Source organism: Dysgonomonas sp. Marseille-P4677 (assembly GCF_016652235.1).
Lineage (GTDB): Bacteria > Bacteroidota > Bacteroidia > Bacteroidales > Dysgonomonadaceae > Dysgonomonas.
The window spans coordinates 20,798-41,459 of sequence record NZ_JAEPKU010000012.1; the positions used below are offsets into that span (position 1 = coordinate 20,798).

At 35.6% G+C, this 20,662-nt stretch carries 10 protein-coding genes; 9 read left to right on the top strand and 1 reads right to left on the bottom strand.

Features of this window, described 5'->3' with window-relative positions; all coding sequences use genetic code 11:
• Nucleotide 1 precedes the first annotated feature (1 nt).
• The 7 genes from JGH11_RS04390 (at nt 2) to JGH11_RS04420 (ending at nt 11,515) form a co-directional block, all read left to right on the top strand.
• Nucleotides 2-3,853, top strand: coding sequence for a trifunctional MMPL family transporter/lysophospholipid acyltransferase/class I SAM-dependent methyltransferase (locus tag JGH11_RS04390; RefSeq protein ID WP_201110351.1), 3,852 nt, complete (start codon nt 2-4; stop codon nt 3,851-3,853).
• Complete coding sequence (locus JGH11_RS04395) at nt 3,846-5,333, top strand: NAD(P)/FAD-dependent oxidoreductase (RefSeq protein ID WP_201110352.1); 1,488 nt, start codon at nt 3,846-3,848, stop codon at nt 5,331-5,333. The genes JGH11_RS04390 and JGH11_RS04395 overlap by 8 nt, the downstream gene beginning before the upstream one ends.
• Nucleotides 5,326-6,987 carry a C45 family peptidase gene (locus tag JGH11_RS04400; protein WP_201110353.1) on the top strand — a complete coding sequence of 554 codons (1,662 nt, stop codon included), beginning with the start codon at nt 5,326-5,328 and terminating at the stop codon, nt 6,985-6,987. Before JGH11_RS04395 ends, JGH11_RS04400 begins: the two co-directional genes overlap by 8 nt.
• A gap of 7 nt (nt 6,988-6,994) precedes the next feature.
• Nucleotides 6,995-8,293, top strand: a complete 1,299-nt coding sequence (locus tag JGH11_RS04405) for a phenylacetate--CoA ligase family protein (protein WP_201110354.1) — start codon at nt 6,995-6,997, stop codon at nt 8,291-8,293.
• A gap of 66 nt (nt 8,294-8,359) precedes the next feature.
• Nucleotides 8,360-8,938, top strand: coding sequence for a hypothetical protein (locus tag JGH11_RS04410; RefSeq protein ID WP_201110355.1), 579 nt, complete (start codon nt 8,360-8,362; stop codon nt 8,936-8,938).
• Between the two features lie 297 nt (nt 8,939-9,235).
• Nucleotides 9,236-10,609, top strand: a complete 1,374-nt coding sequence (locus tag JGH11_RS04415) for an aminopeptidase P family protein (protein WP_201110356.1) — start codon at nt 9,236-9,238, stop codon at nt 10,607-10,609.
• Between the two features lie 3 nt (nt 10,610-10,612).
• Nucleotides 10,613-11,515, top strand: coding sequence for a DMT family transporter (locus tag JGH11_RS04420; RefSeq protein ID WP_201110357.1), 903 nt, complete (start codon nt 10,613-10,615; stop codon nt 11,513-11,515).
• Here JGH11_RS04420 and JGH11_RS04425 read toward each other — a convergent pair.
• A complete protein-coding gene (locus JGH11_RS04425) occupies nt 11,505-15,536 on the bottom strand; it encodes a two-component regulator propeller domain-containing protein (protein WP_201110358.1) in 4,032 nt (1,343 codons plus the stop codon). The genes JGH11_RS04420 and JGH11_RS04425 overlap by 11 nt on opposite strands.
• Before the next feature lie 415 nt (nt 15,537-15,951).
• Between JGH11_RS04425 and JGH11_RS04430 the strand changes: the two genes are divergently transcribed.
• Both JGH11_RS04430 and JGH11_RS04435 read left to right on the top strand, forming a co-directional pair.
• A complete protein-coding gene (locus JGH11_RS04430; protein WP_201110359.1) occupies nt 15,952-18,954 on the top strand; it encodes a TonB-dependent receptor in 3,003 nt (1,000 codons plus the stop codon).
• A gap of 13 nt (nt 18,955-18,967) precedes the next feature.
• A complete protein-coding gene (locus tag JGH11_RS04435) occupies nt 18,968-20,638 on the top strand; it encodes a RagB/SusD family nutrient uptake outer membrane protein (RefSeq protein ID WP_201110360.1) in 1,671 nt (556 codons plus the stop codon).
• The last annotated feature ends 24 nt before the right edge of the window (nt 20,639-20,662 follow it).

The following is a 20,662-nucleotide window of genomic DNA, read 5'->3' on the forward strand; positions in this document are numbered from 1 at the left end:
AATGAGTAGTTTTTTTGTAAATCTATATACATATTTTACACGACATAAAATAATTCTTTATTTGTCACTGATAGCAAGCATAGCTATTATGGGATATTTTGCTCTGCAACTCAAATTTGAAGAGAATATAACCCAATTCTTTCCAGATACAAAAAACGAAAAAAATCTGAATACAGTCTTTGATAATCTGCGCATCAAAGATAAGATTATTGTTATATTCTCTTCTTCTGACAATAAGGAAGAGACAGACAGCAATCTATTAATAGAAAGTGCTACACTATTTAGTGATAGCTTGCTGGCTAAAACAAAAGAAACACATGTCAATAACATACTTATCCGTATAGATGACAGTCTGAAAATAGAAATGCAGAACTTTGTTTACAATAATCTGCCTATTTTCTTATCCGACAGTGATTATTTGCGAATAGATTCGCTTTTTACTAAAGAAAAGGTGGCGGAGGTTATGCAACGAAACTACTCTAATCTGCTTTCCCCTGCCGGAAGTTTTCTCAAAGAATATATTATGAAAGACCCCTTCAGCCTTGGGGGAAATGCACTGAAAAGGTTGCAGGACTTTCAACTGGATAGTAACTTTGAACAACAAGACGGCTACATCTTTTCTAAGGACGGTTCCATGCTATTCATATTCATCACGCCTACTCATAGTATGGGAAGCACCGGCAAAAATGATAAGTTAATCACTGCCATCGAAGATGAAATTGCAGCAATCAATAAGGCTTATCCGTCAATAAAAGCTGAATATTATGGAGGACCTTCCGTAGGAGTATATAATGCTCGTCAGATAAAAGAAGATTCGGTGATGACCATCACTATATCTTTAGCAATCATAATCACTTTTATCCTATTAGTTTTCAAGCAAAAACGAACAATCTTTCAAATTATCGCCCCAAGTATTTTTGGTGGATTATTCGCTTTGTTTATAATTTCGCTGATAAAGGGTAGTATTTCGTCCATTGCTGTAGGTGCCGGCTCGGTAGTTATGGGTATTGCTTTGAGCTATTCTATACATATGGTTGTCCATCAAACCCATGTATCGTCTGTGATACAACTGATAAAAGAACTCACCTACCCTCTTACTGTCGGTAGCTTCACCACTATAGGAGCATTTTTAGGACTACTTTTCACCAGTTCGAGTTTATTACGAGACTTCGGTTTGTTTGCGTCTATGGCGCTTATTGGAACAATTATTTTTTGTTTGATATACCTTCCTCATTTTCTGAATGGTAAAGTGCATCAAAAAAGGAGCCTATTATTACGACTTATAGAGCGTTTCAATTCTTATCGTTTCGATAAAAATAAATGGCTGGTAGGCGGGATTCTGACTCTCACCGCCATTTGTATATTCACCTCGCGCAATGTGGGTTTCGATGCGGACATGATGCACATGAATTATGAGCCTGAACATCTGAAAGCAACAGAAAATAAAATATCTACGTTGATAGATAACGATAAGAAAACGATCATTTTTGCGAGTGTAGGTAAAGACATAAACGAAGCAACAAGAAATTATAATAAGACTAACAAGACATTATCTGATCTCGAATCGCAAGGTTTGGTTAGAGCCCATGCCTCTGCCTATTATTTTCTTATACCTAAGGATATACAAAAGGAACGTTTAGAGAAATGGAATAATTATTGGACATCTGATAAAAAAGAATATTTAAAAAGAAATGTGCAAAGCGAAGCCTCGGCGCTCCGCTTTCGTCCCGAAGCGTTCAACCCTTTTTATAAATGGATTGATTCTGATTTTAATTTACATGATGACTATATAGAAACAAACAAGCTGTTAGGCGACTGGCAAAACTCTACACCCGGTCTTACTATGTTAATATCGCAGGTACAACTCGATGACAAAAACAAAGATGAAGTATACCAGTATTTCGATAATAGTAATGAGGTAGTCATATTAGACCGTTCATACTTTACGAACAAATGGGTTTCAGCTATTAACGATGATTTTTACCTGATACTGTTTATCTCTTCATTCCTCATATTTTTCACCCTGCTCATTTCGTACGGACGCATAGAACTTACTCTGATAAGCTTCTCTCCTATGTTTATCAGTTGGATTATCATTATCGGAATAATGGGTATTACAGGTATGGAGTTCAATATAATTAATATTATCTTATCCACATTTATATTCGGCATAGGCGACGATTTTAGCATATTCATCATGGATGGCTTACAAAATAAATACAGGACAAATAAGCCAGTACTGAACGGACACAAAACAGCCATTTTCTTTTCAGCCTTTACCATTATTGTTGGTATAGGAGCGCTTATATTTGCACAACATCCAGCACTCCAATCTATTTCGGTAATGTCTATATTAGGAATGATCGTTGTAGTTCTGGTTTCATATACTATACCACCTATACTTTTTCGTATATTCATTTCGTCGCAAACAACTAAAGGCTTACCTCCATACACACTAGCTTCAATACTTATAACAGCATTTATTTATGGACTTTTCCTCGTAGGATGTCTAAGTCTGCGCCTGATAATGTTAATCTTATACCTTATACCGATAAAAAAGGTCAAAAAAAGACAATTCATATGCTTTCTGCTAATGCTCACCTGCCGCTCGATTTGCTTTGCAGGATTTGTATTGAAGAAGAAAAGGATAAATATAAGTAAAGAAACATTTAAGAAACCAGCAATTATTATTGCCAACCACCAGTCTTTCCTCGATATCCTTCTATTACTTTCTCTTAGTCCGAAACTAGTGATGGTAACAAACAAGTGGGTATGGAAATCACCGTTTTTCGGTTCTATAATAAGGTACGCAGGCTATTTCTGTACTAGTGAAGGCTATGAAAACTCTGTTTCACACATAAAAGAACGTATAGAAGAAGGCTTTTCGGTGGTTATATTCCCTGAGGGAACTCGTTCGTATGACAATAAATTGAAACGTTTCCATAAAGGAGCTTTCTATCTTTCCGAAACGTTGAAAGTGGATATTATACCTGTCATATTATATGGCACAGGAATGGTTATAGCTAAATCTCAGCCGTTTTATCTGAAACGGGGATATGTAGTTACTAAAATCCTACCACGCATTATATATCAAGATCGCTCTTTTGGCGATACATACAAAGAACGGACTAAAAAGATAGCATCTTATTTCGCTACCGAATATAAAACGGTATTAAAAGAATACGATACTGTTTCCAATCCTTATTTTTATAATATGTTGGTTAAAAACTACATTTATAAAGGTCCTGTTGAAGAATGGTATGTACGTATAAAAGTGAAGATGGAAAGAAATTACAAATTATTTGACGAACTTATTCCTAAAAAAGGGAAGATCACCGATATAGGATGCGGATACGGAACTTTAGGATATATGCTTTCTATGCAGTCGAATGAAAGGCAGATATTAGGTATAGACTACGATGAAGACAAAGCAAAAGTAGCACAATATGGCTATCTACACAGAGAGAATACAGAATTTATACATGCTAATGCTCTCGAGTATCCATTACCAGAAAGTGATGTATTCGTACTTAACGATATGCTGCATTATATGAGTAGCGACAAACAAGAGGATTTATTAAAAAGATGTGCAAAAAACCTTCTTCCTGATGGAATCATTATCGTGCGTGACGGAGATAAGCAAGATAAGGAAAAACAATGGCTTACAAATTTGTCAGAAATACTTTCCACTCGTATCTTTGGTTTCAATAAGACAAAGGAAAAGCTATGCTTTACATCTGCCGAGCAATTATATACAATAGCTAAAGATTGTAACATGACAGTGGAAAGCTTCAAGAATGATAAATATACTTCTAATACGATCTTTCTATTCAAGAGAAAAACAAATGAGTAAATACGATATTATCATAGCCGGAAGTGGGCTTGGCGGACTCGAATGTGCGGCAATTCTTAGTAAAGAGGGATACAATGTATGTGTCCTTGAAAAAAATGTATTGTTCGGAGGATGCTTGCAAACATATAAAAGAAAAGGGCATTTACTTGATACCGGAATACATTATATAGGGAGCCTTGATGACGGGCAAATAATGAACCAGTATTTTAAGTACTTCGGTATAATTGATAAGTTAAAGATGAAAAGGCTCGACACCGATTCATTCGACACAATATTCTATAAGAATAAAATATATAATTATGCAGTCGGTCACGATAACTTTGCAGATACATTATCTAATTCTTTTCCACATGAAAGGGAAAACCTAAAATCGTATGTATCTGCACTAAAAGAAGTAGGCAGACTCATCGATATAGACACGCTCAAAAAAGGTATCATAGCACAAAACGGCATGAAGTACTTCTACGCCTCTGCTGCTAACACAATAGCTGATACTGTCAACGACGAAACGCTGAAAAATGTTCTGGCTGCAACATCTATGCTGTATGGAGGTATCGAAAACATGTCGACATTCTACCACCATGCAATGATAAATAATTCGTACATAGAAAGCCCTTATCGCTTTATGGACGGAACAATGCAAATAGCAGACAGGCTGATAGAAGTGATCAGGACAAATGGAGGAACAGTCCTAAATAACAAAGAAATAACTCGGCTAATAGTAACAGACAATGAAGTAACTGCTGCAGAAGTTAATAATGAAGAGATTTTCGAAGCTGATCATTTTATATCGAATATTCATCCCAAACGAACGCTAGAAATATTAGATAAGAGCCGTTATATAAAAAATGCATATATATCACGTATTAATGCTTTACCAAATTCGTTTGGTATATTCACACTCTATCTGGTAATGAAACCAAATACTTACCCCTATATCAACAGTAATTATTATGTGCATGGGACAGATAATGTATGGTACAATCACGACTCATCTAGAAATAAAGTAAACAATGCCCTCCTTTGTTTTCAGTGTAACAATAATAGTAATTACACTGATGTAATCTCGGTTATGTCGTGTATGTATATGTCGGAGCTGAAAGAATGGGAACATACCTCTGTTGGTAAAAGAGGCAATGATTACATCACGTTCAAGAAAGACTATTCAAATAAATTACTTGAATTCCTAAAAACAAAAGGCTTTGATTTTACTGATAAAGTAGAGTCGATGTATACAACAACACCATTAAGTTACCGCGACTATACAGGAACTCCTTATGGATCTGCATACGGAATAATTAAAGATTATAAATTTCCCGAAATAGGTTTTATATCAACTAAGACCAAGCTGAAAAACTTATACTTTACAGGTCAGAATATGAATGTACACGGAGCCTTGGGCGTAACGCTTACAGCTATGTTTACTTGCTCCGATTTTGTAGGACAAGAATATCTAGCAAAAAAAGTTGGAAATGCATAAATATCTGAAAAGAGTTGTTCGAATAAGCTTATATGTATTACTGGTGTTCATCCTTTCGCTGGGAGGAATTATCGGCTACATGTACTTTTCAGCTGATATGTGTATCCCTGAAATTACGGAAAAAGTACCCGATCATAAATTAATAATAGAAGATAATTATCGACAATGGGGAGAAAATTATCTGCGGAAAAGTGAAAGCGGACTATGGGAATTAAAGGTTACAGGAAGTGATTATGAACGTGGAACTGCCATAGGTAAAATGTCTGAAGACCTGCTCTATTATCAGGAAAAAGTATTTGTTGACCAAATAAAAGAAATTGTACCATCCGGAAGTTATCTGCGATTTCTAGGCTTCTTTACCATCCTCTATAATCGTAATCTGGGTAAGAATGTACCAGAAGAATATAGGCGTGAAATCTATGGAGTATCGCAAGCCTGCTCCGATGAATTTGATTATATAAGCACCCCTTACGAAAGACAACTCAATTATCATGCAGCACACGACCTCGGCCATGCTATGCAAGATTATATGTTGGTAGGATGCAGCTCCTTTGCCACGTGGGGTTCGCAAAGTACCGATTCGACACTGATAATCGGGCGTAATTTTGATTTTTATGTAGGCGATGATTTTGCAAAAAACAAAGAAGTATTATTTTACGAACCCGACAAAGGATATAAATTCGTTTCCATTGCATGGCCCGGAATGACAGGCGTATTATCGGGAATGAATGAAGAAGGATTAACAGTAACAATAAACGCAGCAAAATCTTCAATTCCCACTTCGGCAAAAACTCCTATATCCATTCTTACACGTGAGATCCTACAATATGCATCGACAATAGAAGATGCATATGAAATAGCAAAAAAGAGAGAAACCTTTGTGTCTGAATCCATCCTGATAGGTTCGGCTAAAGATAAAAAAGCCGCAATTATTGAAAAATCGCCGGATAATATAGGATTATTTACGACCTCCGAGGAACGGATTATCTGCACCAATCATTTTCAGTCGGATATCTTTGCCAACGATGAACGTAATCTGGAAAATATACGTACAACCGATAGTAATTACCGATATAAACGACTGACCGAGCTTCTCGATAAAAATAAACCTATAGATGAGAAAAAGGTAGCCTCCATACTTCGTAATACAAAAGGATTGAAAGAGAAAGAAATCGGTCTGACAAATGAAATGGCTATAAATCAGTTTATAGCGCATCATTCAGTAATATTCAAACCGGAGCAACGCATAATATGGGTATCTACCCACCCTTGGCAAATAGGAAAATATGTTGCGTACGATCTGAACAAGATCTTCAAAGGAAATCCGGATTTCAGAAAAGAAATATATTCAGATGAATATACAATAGCAGAGGACTCTTTAAGATATAATAACACGTATACCAACCTAATAGCATACAAAGATCTGACAAAGGATATAAAAATTCAGATTAAAGAAAAGTCTACAGTAACAGAAGATATGCTAAAAATGTATGAAGCCACCAATCCCGAATATTATCATATGTATGAAATAATAGGTGATTATTATGATTCGCAAGGAGATAAGAATAAGGCTAAAATATATTGGAAAAAAGCTCTGACTAAAGAAATACCCAAAATCTCGGAAAAGGAGAGAATTTTGAAAAAGATAAAATAACCGTATTATGAAAAAATACCCTGACATACAATTTCAACCGACTGACGTTATTAAAAATTTTCAGGAAGTACGACTACAAGATTCTCTTAAATATCTGCAAGAACATTCTGCTTTTTATCAAAGAATGTTCAAAAATAATAATATCGACATAAACGAAATAAAAACGATAGAAGATTTACAGCAGCTACCGGTAACAACTAAAAATGATCTACAACAATACAGCAAAGATTTTATCTGTGTAGACAAAACTGAAATAATAGACTATGTCACCACCTCCGGCACGCTGGGCGAACCTATTACATTCGTACTCACATCGAAAGATCTGGACAGACTCGCCTACAACGAATATTTATCTTTCACTACTGCCGGATTTACAAATAGGGACATCATACAACTAATGACAACAATAGACCGCCGTTTTATGGCCGGACTAGCATATTTTATGGGAGCACGTGAACTAGGGATGGGAGTGGCTCGTGTAGGAAACGGAATACCTGAATTACAATGGGATACGATAGATCGAGTAGAGCCAACCTGTGGCATAGCTGTGCCTTCCTTTCTTATAAAACTAATCGAATTTGCAGAAAAGAATAATATAGATTACAATAACAGTTCAATCAAGAAATGTCTTTGTATAGGAGAGTCTCTTCGCAAAGAGAATTTCGAACTGAACACTTTGGGAAAACGTATTCAGGAAAAATGGAATTCTCTACAATTGTACTCTACATATGCTTCCACTGAGATGCAATCCTCATTTACGGAATGTGATAGTTTTTGTGGAGGACATTTACAACCTGAACTTATTATTGTTGAATTTCTCGATGATAATGACATGCCTGTTTCGGAGGGTGAAGCAGGAGAAGTCACTATCACAACACTTGGTGTGGAAGGAATGCCCTTACTCCGATTCAAAACAGGTGATGTTTGTTATCATTATAATAAGCCTTGCACATGCGGAAGAAATACGATACGACTTAGCAGCGTGCTTGGTCGTAGAGGACAGATGATAAAATATAAAGGAACGACACTTTATCCACCGGCATTATTTGATATACTCGACAATGTGCCCCATATAAAAAACTATGTAGTGGAAGTTTTTACAAACGATTTAGGAACAGATGAAATACTAGTTCGCATAGGTTGTGATGAAAACAGAAGTGAAGCTTTTGTAAAAGAAATAAAAGACATGTTCAGGTCTAAAGTCAGAGTAGCACCTAATATTAGCTTCGAATCGCCTGAATATATAGCACAAATACAAACTCCGCCAATGAGTAGAAAGGCCATTAAATTTATAGATTTACGCTAATATTTTGGGTGAGATACGGCTTTTTCTTACATTTGGTATAAAATCAACAATAAAAATTTTATTCTTATGAAAAAATTAATTTTAGTTATGGCACTTTTGGCAAGTATTTGCAGCTTTGCCCAAAATAAGGAAATACTGAAAGACATTAACAAAGTCGAATTCTATGGCGTTGATTTCTCTCATGTAAAAGTTTATGAGGCTAAGGAGTCGTCCGAACAATTCAAAATTGCATTTCAGGACATTAATAATCTTTTCATTTCGGAGGCTAAAAAATACAATGTATCTAAAGCTTTAAACAGAGAGGTTGCGGGTGTTCACGTTGACAATGTTAAAGATCGTGCATATAAAATTGATACAAAGGATTTGTTTACATCTAACGCAGATTATCAGATAGAGGACAACACAATCAAAGACATTTTAAAATCTCTGGAGATAAATGAAAAAGAAGGTACAGGAGTGATTTTGATTGCGATTAAACTAAATAAATTACAAAACAGAGGCTACTATCGGGTAGTATTTTTCGATATCAAAACAAGGGATGTTATCGATAGCTGGAATACAGACGGAAAAGCCCGTGGTTTTGGCTTAAGAAACTTCTGGGCGCATTCTGTATATAATGTACTTAAAGATATGAATCTGAAATAATCTTTGAAAAATAAATAGATTTTTAGAAATCTATTTATCTATATAACGAATCTATCTTCTCTGAGATCAAAGAACAGGTAGATTAGAAAGTAACAAACATGGGCAGAGATGTCACTTTTGTTACTTTTTCTTTACAAGTGGTACAGAACTTAAAAGATGAAAGATTCTTAAATCATTAAATATTAGTGTAAGTTTGTCACTTTTTAGTTAAATTTACAACTTATGTGTAACAGAAATATTACACTATATCTGTACAACTTTGTCACTTTTTAGTTAAAAACCAAAATATACAATATCATGTTTTCAAAAGAAACCTATATCAACCGCCGAAATCAATTGAAAAAATCAATTGGTTCGGGCATCTTATTATTCCTTGGGAACGACGAATCAGGAATGAATTACGCCGATAATACATATCCTTTTCGTCAGGATTCAACATTCCTTTATTACTTCGGTTTACCTTATGCGGGATTGGCTGCTATTATCAATATAGACGAAGATAAAGAAATCATCTTCGGAGATGAACTTACTATAGATCAAATAGTATGGATGGGAACACAACCTACACTGAAGGAAAAAAGCGAAAGGGTTGGCGTAGCGAGTACTCAACCATATCATTCTCTGGGTGAATACCTTTCTAAAGCTGCCACTAAAGGACAGAAGGTACATTATTTGCCAACCTACCGAGCCGAACATAAATTGAAACTTATGGATTGGATGGGGCTAAAACCGGCCCAACAGGAAGCTTCTGTTTCATTTATTCAAAGAGTGGTAAATCAACGTAATTATAAATCGGAAGAAGAGATTGCCGAAATAGAAAAAGCTTGTAATATTACGGCCGATATGCACATAGCAGCAATGAAGAAGGTGCGTGTGGGAATAAAAGAATACGAAGTGATGGCTGCTCTCGAAGAAGTGGCTTATGCTGCAGGCGGAAGATTGTCTTTCCCTACTATTGCTACAGTGCATGGAGAGACTCTTCATAACCACTATCATGGTAATACAGTGAAAGAAGGCGACATGTTTCTGATAGATGCCGGTGCAGAAACTGAAATGGGATATGCTGGTGACATGTCGTCTACCATCCCAGCCGGAAAGAAATTTACAACACGACAAAAAGAAGTATATGACATCCAGGTAGCGTCGCATATAGCTGCAGTAGAAGCCTTACGTCCGGGTATACCATTCAAGGAAGTATATGAACTATCGGCAAAAGTAATTTGTGAAGGTATGAAATCCTTAGGCCTGATGAAAGGCGATATGGCAGAGGCTGTACAAGAGGGTGCTCATGCAATGTTCTTCCAATGCGGATTAGGTCATATGATGGGATTGGATGTACATGATATGGAAAACCTGGGTGAAGTATGGGTCGGCTACGGCGGTGAACCCAAGAGTACTCAATTCGGACGTAAGTCGTTACGATTAGGACGCAAACTGGAACCGGGCTTTGTACTCACTATAGAACCTGGAATATATTTTATCCCTGAATTAATAGACTTGTGGAAGAGCGAAAGAAAATTCGAACAATTTATCAATTATGATAAACTTGAAGCATATCGTGATTTCGGCGGATTACGCAACGAAGAAGATTACCTGATTACTGAAACAGGTGCGCGCCGACTAGGGAAAAAGATCCCACTCACCACCGACGAAGTCGAAGCTCTGCGATAAACGATGCAAGATAGCAACAAAGCTCTTATATACGGTGGAATAGCTGTAATAAGCTGGTCGACAGTAGCTACGATGTTTAAGATGGCTTTGAAGTATCTGTCCCATTTCGAGATGCTCCTGATTGCCAGTTTTACAGCTCTTTTCATATTCTGTATTGTAATGACAATATTGAAAAAGTGGACAGATTTAAAGAAACTCCCACCAAAGCAATGGGGATGGTTTGCACTTGTAGGGTTACTCAATCCTGTAGCCTATTATCTGGTCTTATTCAAATCGTATGCTCTGTTACCGGCACAAGTGGCTCAACCTATCAATTATGCGTGGCCAATTGTCTTATTGGTTTTATTGGCTATAATCGCACGTCAGCCTATACCTAAGCTTAAATATATCGGTATGGTATTATCTTTGGGTGGAGTAGCTATCATATCCTTGGGATCGGGAGGTATTAGTGGACAGAGTCTGCCTTTGGTGGGCCTATTGTTGGCATTTCTCAGTGCCTTTTTGTGGGCTACTTATTGGATTGTCAACAATCAGAATAAAAAGGTAGACGGAATTGTTGCCTTATTCCTCAGCTTCCTTTTCGGATCTGGATATCTTTTTATAATAGCCTTGTTTGTAGGAGTAAATCTTAATTCAATCCCGGGAATACTATCCAGTATCTATGTAGGTGCATTCGAAATGGGTATCCCATTTATATTCTTTGGAATGGCAATCCGGAAGACTAATAATCCGGTCTTAGTAAACCAGATGTGTTACTTATCTCCATTCATATCACTCTTCCTTATCCATATGATACTTGGAGAGCAGATTTATGTGACGACTTACTTAGGTTTGTTCCTTATTGTGTTTGGCATCATATTTAATGAATACCTCACAAAATATTTTAGAAAGAAGACTATTGACTAGCCTTCTTCTTTTCTATAAAATCGGAAGGTAAAACTCCGTATTGCTTCTGAAAGCATTTGGCAAAATAGGAAGGATTATTAAAGCCAACCATATAGCAGACCTCATTTACTCTATATTTATTTTCATAGAGTAATTCTGCCGCCTTCTTAAGCCTCATCAGTAATAATAATTTGTTAGGAGTAACAGCCGATACATTTTTTATTTTAGCAAATAAGCCTGAACTACTTATATGTAATTCATCTGCTAACTGCTCTATAGTAAAATCTACATTAGACAGGTTATTCTCTATCACATCGTTTACCTTTGCCAGGAATTCGGCATCGGCACTGTTTCCTGCAATACTTTTCAATGAAGAAAAAGGTGCCTCAGCAAATTTCTTCATCAGAACCTCTCTTGATTTTAAAAGATTCTTTATCTGAGCAAAAAGATAATCTATAGAGAATGGTTTTTCGATATAAGCATCAGCACCAATCTCTAAAGCTTCAATCTTTGATGTAATATTCGTTTTAGCCGTCAGCATTATTATGGGTATATGACTCCATAATATATTCTTTTTTATTGCATTACAAAACTCTATACCATTCATATTAGGCATCATAATATCACTTATCACAAGATCTACTTCTTCCTTTTCTAATAGACAGATCCCCTCCTGTCCATCTTTTGCTAAAAGAATAGTATAAGACAACTTTAGGTTCTTAGCAATAAATTCCCTCATATCGGCATTATCTTCTACAATCAATACAACCTGTTTATCCTCATCTATAAATAGTTCCTCATTGTCTACATCGAATGAAGTCATTAAATCCTGCTCTGTTTCATCAATCTCTATAGGAGCAACTTGGATAGGACATTGCCGTATGACCGGTAAAAAGACAGAAAAGGATAAACCTTTTTCAGGTTCACTGTCGATCTTTATTTTGCCATCGTTAGCATCTATTATTGATTTTACTAAATACAAGCCTAAGCCTGTACCTGATTTATGCACTCCTGATATTTGATAGAATGGCTTGAAGATTCTCTCCTGTTCGCTTTCAGATATGCCCGGACCATTATCCTTAACACAAATCTCATACAGACCACGATCTATCTTGGTACGAAGTATAAGTTCGACAGAATCTTTTGTATACTTGGAAGCATTATTTAGTAAGTTGCTTACAACCTTTGTTAAATTTTCCACATCAATTCCAGTACAAAAGTCCACACTATCATATGTATACACAAAGTTAATCTGCTTATGATCCATAAAAGGTTTAAAACGGTCGTACATGTTTTGTAGAAACTCATGTACGTTCTGATTGAATAGCGATATCTGGATAGCTTCCTTTTCGATCTTTCTGAAATCAAGTAATTGATTTACCAGATTAAGAAGTCTCTGGCTATTACGATCTATAATATTCAGGTCTCCTTTTATTTCTTCAGGAAGAGATCGGGCTGTTTTTATTATTTGTTCTAAAGGACCAATAATCAGACTTACCGGTGTGCGTATTTCATGAGCTATTGTCGTAAAGAAATTTATCTTTGAATCATATGCCTCTTTCTCCTGTTCATTCTTTATTTTCTCTATCCTTTCTTTATTTCGTTTTTCATCTCTTTTGCGCATGTAGTATAGAAGAGCAATCAAAACACCGATAATCAATATAATATAAAAGCTTATCGACCACTTGTTCCACCAAAACGGCGGAGTTACGACCAGTTTAATAGTCAAACCATCAGTATTCCAAATCCCATCATTATTAGAGGCTCTCACCTTAAAGTAATATTCACCGGGAGGTATATTGGTGTATGCGGCCTTACGTTCTTTCCCCACATAATTCCAATGCTTATCAAAACCCTCAAGAATAAAAGCATATTCATTCTTTTCAGGGGCAAAATAACTTAGTGCAGTATATTCGAAGCTAAACCCATTCTTATTATATGGCAAGGTTACCTGAAGAATACTGTCGTTGTTATATGACATGTAGTCATGTATATTAACAGACTTATTGAACAATTGAAAGTCTGTTATCTCTATTTGCGGAATATGTCTGTTAATTATAATTTGCTTGGGGTAAAACGCATTAAATCCGTTTGCTGTTCCTAAATAAATTTTACCAGAAGACGTTTTCAAACCCGATTTACCAGTGAACTGATTGCTCAACAAACCATCATCTTTGGTGAAAGTTCGATATTTATTTTTTTGAGGATCGAAACTTACAAGTCCTTTGGTGGTAGCTATCCATAAAATCCCATTATCTGAAAATATACTACTGATAGCATTACTCTGAAAGTCTACCGAGTTTTGGATAAAAGATTTTGAATTGAAATCGAAACTGCATAATCCACTATTGGTTCCTATCCAAAAATGATTGGTATCATCAAGACAAAGGCAGATAACATCATTGCTAATAAGAGAGGAGTTATTGTTAGGATCGAATCTATATACATCCCATTCCTCTGTATCCAGATTATAGGAATGCAAACCATCACCTATCGTTGCGAACCAAACTCTATTACCAACCTGAAGTATATCTATAACCAGCGTATTGAGTTTCTTTAAACGGCGAAAGCTATCTGTTTTACGATCATAAATATTTATACCTGTAGTAGTGCCAATCCATATGTTTTCATACGAATCCTTATAAAGAGCATATATATTATTAGCATCTAATGTAGTTTCATCGGAAGGATTATTATAATAATATCGAAACCTCTTGGTCGTCAGGTCCATTACATTCAGTCCTCCTGTGTATGTCCCTATCCATAATTCATTACCATCTATACATAAGGCATGTACATTATGGAATGAGAGGCTATTCTTTGTTTTATCCGGCTTGTATACAGTAAACTGTTCCGTCTTAGTATTAAAAAAGTTTAAACCACCCTCATCTGTACCTATCCATAAATTTCCTGATTTATCTTCACAGAATGTACTGACAACATTGCCGCTTATAGAATTCTCATGTTTATTATGAGTATAACTTGTAAAATAGTTTCTATTTGGAGAAGCATAATTTATTCCACCATAATATGTACCAATCCAGAGTCCGCCTTCCCGATCTTTAAATATCGGATATACAAAACGATTAGACAGTAAGGGTTCTTTTATATGTGCATCTCTCCTATTACCGATTACGGACGATACATTAAATGATGTCAGACCATCATTCGAACCTATAAGCAGCATTCCCGGCTCATATTCCATCATAGAGTGGATATGCAATATTTTATCTACATTCTCAGTGTTTAAATAACTTCGTTTAACCCCTTCCTTTTTATCTACTTCTAGTAAGCCATTAGTCCATGTACCAATCCACAAAGTACCAAATGTATCTTCAAGCATGCTATACCCTCCCAGTTTCTTCAGCATCTCGGAAGATACCTCCGGAAAAGCCGGAACAAAATCATCCGTTTGTTTATTGTACTTATAAAGCTGATAACGTGTGTTGTTAGCTAACGCCCATATAGTACCGTTCCGATCTTTATAAATACAAGTTGTATAAATAGGCTCTTGTCTATTATCTATATATTTCTCGAAAGAATGCATTTTAAGAAGGTCCAGTTCCTTATCATAGAAAAATACCCCTTGCCTGAATGAACTTATCCACATGTTTTCATTTTCATCAGCAATAATGTTCTGTATTTTATCATTAAGCAGGATATTATTTTTCGTCTTTTTATTAAAATAATGGAATTGATTGTTACGAGAATCATAAATTGAGATACCGGTTTCTGTTCCTACCCACAACTGACCATTAATATCTTCATAAAGAGCGTATATATAGTTATTTATAATAGAAGTACTATCTCGGGGGGTATTCCTAAATGAACGAAAACTATAACCATCAAAACGGTTTAAACCATCCTCTGTTCCAATCCATATATAGCCTTTCGAATCTTGAATTATAGTATATACAGTATTCGATGACAATCCGTTCTCAACCATGTAATACTTAAAATTAAGCTCTATACCAAACAATTGAGACGATAAAATAAAAAAATATACTACGAATAGGAATAGACGTACTCTTTGTGTTTTCATATAGCATATAGATTTTAAGTGTAAATATCGCACTTTTTCCGATAACACAAAACTCTAAAAAGATAACAATAAACTCCAACACAATATATAACAATCTATATACAAGATACTTACCATAAAACAAACAAAATATATAAAAAAATAATTTGGATAAAATTCTCATTGTTTTAGAGAATTATTGTATATGTCAGATATAATTTCCACGTCCTTTGTAATAAGAGATACCTCTTTTCTCTTATTCAATAAAAATCACCTTAAATCTAAATCTTATTATACGTGAAATTTGAATCATAAGACCAACGATTATACTCTGGAATATAACATACAATGAAAGCCTAGATAAAGGAACAAACAATGGAGACACATTAAACAAACGGTTAGTAGTTTATTAATTCGAAACTAATTAAATCTAAAGATGAGAACAAACCTTCTAAAAATCAAACACAAAACAGCATGTTGCCTGTTATTGGCATGCATCATGTTAGGTGGCCTGACCTATCCTCAGACATCGGTCGCCGAAAATAGTAAAGAAATGCAACAATCCAAAACAACTGTAACAGGTACTGTTTTAGATGAAAATGGTGATGCTCTTATAGGAGTATCCATAGTAGAAAAGGGAACAACCAATGGAACAACAACAGATATAGATGGTAAGTTTTCTATCTCAGTTTCAAATCTAAATGTAACATTAATGATTACATATGTCGGATATGAAAAACAGGAAATCAGCTTAAACGGAAAAAAAGATCTTTATATAATCCTCAACGAAGATACTAAAATACTAGATGAGGTTGTAGTTATTGGTTATGGAACACAACGAAAGGGAGATGTTACGAGTGCTATTGCCAGCGTTAAAGCCGAAGACTTTCTTGCTGGTAATATACAAGATGCATCACAACTAGTGAAAGGCAAAATTGCAGGTCTTACCATAACTAAAGCATCTGGAGATCCTAATGCTTCATCAAGTATAAATCTGCGCGGAATGATATCTATAGATGGAAATCAAAATCCATTAGTACTTATAGACGGAAACCCAGGAGATATGTCAACTGTTGCCCCAGAAAATATTGCATCAATCGATGTATTGAAGGATGCATCTGCAGCTGCTATCTATGGAACAAGGGGTGCCGGTGGTGTTATAATCATTACAACGAGGTCAGGAAAGCGCGATACAAAGTCAGTTGTTAACTATTCGGGATATGTTACCTCTTCTTCATATTACAAAAAAGCCGATTTCATGACACCGGAAGATATCCGCGCAGGTAAAACTACATTCAAAGATTTAGGATCAGACACTGACTGGTTGAAAGGAATCTCACAAAACGGCTATACACAAAATCATAGCTTAAGTATAAATGGAGGTACTCAAAGCACGACTTATGCTGCAACAGTTTCTTATCGAGAAGAAGACGGAATGATTAAGAATACTGGAAATAATGAACTAAAAATGACATTTGACCTAAGCCAATATTTTCTGAAAGACTTAATAAAAGTCAATCTTAATCTCGTAAAGGGTATACATAATCACGACATTGCTGATCCCGCTTATGCATATAGACAAGCGATGATTCGAAACCCGACCGCACCTGTATATGACAACGATGGAAGCTACAGAGAGGATTTTTCTGTCCTACAGTATTATAACCCAGTCGCCATACTAAATGAAAAAACAGGAACAAACAGAAGTGAATGGACTCGTATGACGGGTAATATAACACTTGAACCTATCAAAGGTTGGAAAACAAATCTTATGCTAGCATCTCACACTAGTTTTTCAAATGATAAATCGTACACAACCAGCAAATTTTACACAGCAGAAACGAACAATCGTATAGGAGAAGCATATAGATCATCTTATGAAAATAAAACTGATCTGGCAGAAATCACCTCAAAATATGATAATGTCTTTGACAAACATCGTATGTCAATTATGGTTGGATATAGTTATCAAAAATCGACAAGTGAAAGTTTCTCCGCTTCCAATTATGGATTTCCTACCGACTATTTCGAATACAATAATCTTGGAGCCGGTACTGCTCTAAACAAGGGTCTTGCCGGAATGGGCAGCAGCAAAAGCGAAAGTAAATTAGTTGGTTTTTTCAGTCGTGTAAGCTATGGTTTTGATGATAGATATAATGTCCTGCTAAGTATACGACATGAAGGTTCTTCTAAATTTGGGGATAACCATAAATGGGGTAATTTCCCTTCTATATCTTTAGGTTGGAATATCAATAATGAGAAGTTTATGAAAGATTTCTCTTGGCTAAATAATCTAAAGTTGCGTGCCGGATATGGTGTGACCGGAGTTATTCCTAACGACCCTTATCAATCAATACTCCGTTATTCATATAGTAAGGGTAATTATTACAATGGAACAGAATGGCTCAAGGGATTAGGAGCTGTTTCGAACTCAAACCCTAACCTAAAATGGGAAAAATCCAAAGAGTACAATATTGGACTAGATTTTAGTCTGCTCAATAATCGTTTTGGTGGAACTATCGATTATTATACAAAGAAAACCTCCGATTTACTATATTGGTATAATGTCCCTGTTCCTCCAAATCTATACGGACAAACACTTGCAAACGTAGGAGAAATGGAAAATAAAGGAATTGAAATCATGTTGAATGGGGTACCTGTTCGTAATAAGAATTTTGAATGGAATACAACAATTACAGCATCAAACAATAAGAATAAACTTATCAGTTTATCGAATGACTTATATGAAACTGAAAATTACCTTCTAACAGCGTATGCTACAGACCCTATATCATTGCCAACACATAAAGTAGAACTTGGTATGTCTTTCGGTGAGTTTTGGGGAATGAAATCTGTAGGTCTTAGTGATGATGGATTCTGGATGATCGAAGACCCCAAAACAGGAGAAGCTGTGAAATTTAATGACGATATAAAAGCTGATGAAAATTATCGCCAATATCTGGGAAGTGGATTACCTAAAGTAACACTTGGCTGGACAAATACTTTCCGTTATAAAAATCTTGATTTAAATATGTTATTTACGTCTCAGTTAGGACATAAGATATTGAATACCCAACGTATGTTCTATCAAAATAACTCTATTGCTTATAATAGATTACGTTCGGCAGGCGATGATGTGTATGGCGTTAGACCTCTATCAAACTCTCTGACGCAAACATTTGTAAGTTATTATTTAGAAAATGGAAATTACCTGAAACTAAGTAATCTTACACTTGGGTATACACTTAATTTACCCAAATCAGTTCCTGTAAGTAATTGTAGAGTATTTATTACCGGAGAAAATCTATTTTGTATAACAGGATATAAAGGGCTTGACCCTGAACTAAATTCCGGCAATTTCAAATCTGCCGGTACTGACGATCGTGACAAATATCCAACAATTCGTTCTTTCACTTTTGGACTAAACCTAATATTCTAATAAATAATAGATTATGAGATCAATTAATCTTAAAAATATATTTTTAGCTGCTACTGGAAGCTTATTAATATTAAGTTCTTGTACAAACCTTGATGAGAAATTATACTCCGAACTTCCGGGAAATGGAAATTATGAGTTCTCAGACGATGACATTCAAGCTATGTTTGGACCTGTTTATCAAAACCTTCGTTGGACATATTGGGGATGGAACGGGGTATTCGATATATATGAAGAATCTTCCGACCTAATCATGACACCTTCTCGCATTGGAGTGGGATGGGGTGATTTATATGTTACTATGCATAAGCATACATACACAAGTTATACAGGGCATTTCTATACTCTATGGCAACAAGGATATGCTACTATAAACAGTTGTAATCAATTATTAGAACGAGATCTTATTAAAAATTCACCAATCGCAATGGCCGAACTTCGTGGAGTTAGAGCTTTAATGTACTATCTCTTATTTGACAACTTCCGTAATATACCTATAGAAACCGCCTTTACTCAGCCTGATGGCTATCTGCCAGAACAAGCTTCACCACAAGAAGCATTTGATTTTATTATTTCTGAGGTAGAAGATATTAAAGAAATTTTAAAAGGAGAAAGTCCTGGATATGGACAATTTAATTACTATGCAGCATGCATGCTTCTCGCAAAAATGTATCTTAATCATAATGCATGGTTTGGAATAACAGACAATTCATATTACGAAAAAGCATATAATGAGGTTGATGAGGTTATAAAGAGTGGTAAATACACTCTATCAGGATCATATAAGGAACCTTTCAAAGAAGACGGATCGACATGTTCTGAAATTATTTATGCTATAGTATACGACTTTAAATACGGGTCAGGTAATTATCTGTCAAATAAATGTCTACATGGAGGAAGTAAAGAAACATTCGGACTTAAAGCTGCTCCTTGGAATGGAAGCTGTGCTGTACCCCAATTTATTGATACATATGATTCGGATGACACTCGCTTTACTGATACATGGCTGATGGGAGTACAAAAAGATCGCTCGGGGAATACTATCATGGTCGATGGAACAACTCTCAATTATACTCAATCTGTACATAGTATAGACAATCCAGGAGCATATCAGATGGAAGGAGCTCGTTTTCAAAAGTATGAAATAGTAGCAGGCGAGAATGGTACTTATGGAGATGATGTTCCGTTCTTCCGTCTTACTGATGCTTATATGATTAAAGCTGAATGTTTATTACGTTTAGGCGGTTATAACGGTGAATCGGAACAAACAGCGGCCGACATAGTAACGATGATTCGTCAAAGGGCCTTTAATAATACGAATCCGACAAAAGCCACACGTACTGTAGCTAATCTGAAAGCTGGAAGCGTGTATGCTTATGGACATCAGGAAAATACAGCTGAAGCAGGGAAACCTGATAACTGGATAATCACTCATGAAGGGGGAGAAGATATTCAATTTGGCGGATTATTGGATGATCTTGCGTGGGAATTTGTCGGAGAGCACCATCGTCGTCAAGACTTGATACGTTTTCGTATGACAAGTAAAAATTCTAATGTATATCTGGGTAAATCATGGTTCTGTAAAGATGCACAGGCTGACCCTAATGATGTCCATAAAAATATATTCCCTATTCATCAGGATTTTCTCAATTCTAACCTAAAACTTAAGCAAAATCCTGGTTATTAAGAATGTTACAACAAATAAGAATCA

Coding starts and splice junctions, on each gene's coding strand:
- JGH11_RS04390 (WP_201110351.1), top strand. CDS start 2: ATGAGTAGTTTTTTTGTAAATCTATATACATATTTTACACGACATAAA.
- JGH11_RS04395 (WP_201110352.1), top strand. CDS start 3,846: ATGAGTAAATACGATATTATCATAGCCGGAAGTGGGCTTGGCGGACTC.
- JGH11_RS04400 (WP_201110353.1), top strand. CDS start 5,326: ATGCATAAATATCTGAAAAGAGTTGTTCGAATAAGCTTATATGTATTA.
- JGH11_RS04405 (WP_201110354.1), top strand. CDS start 6,995: ATGAAAAAATACCCTGACATACAATTTCAACCGACTGACGTTATTAAA.
- JGH11_RS04410 (WP_201110355.1), top strand. CDS start 8,360: ATGAAAAAATTAATTTTAGTTATGGCACTTTTGGCAAGTATTTGCAGC.
- JGH11_RS04415 (WP_201110356.1), top strand. CDS start 9,236: ATGTTTTCAAAAGAAACCTATATCAACCGCCGAAATCAATTGAAAAAA.
- JGH11_RS04420 (WP_201110357.1), top strand. CDS start 10,613: ATGCAAGATAGCAACAAAGCTCTTATATACGGTGGAATAGCTGTAATA.
- JGH11_RS04425 (WP_201110358.1), bottom strand. CDS start 15,536: ATGAAAACACAAAGAGTACGTCTATTCCTATTCGTAGTATATTTTTTT.
- JGH11_RS04430 (WP_201110359.1), top strand. CDS start 15,952: ATGAGAACAAACCTTCTAAAAATCAAACACAAAACAGCATGTTGCCTG.
- JGH11_RS04435 (WP_201110360.1), top strand. CDS start 18,968: ATGAGATCAATTAATCTTAAAAATATATTTTTAGCTGCTACTGGAAGC.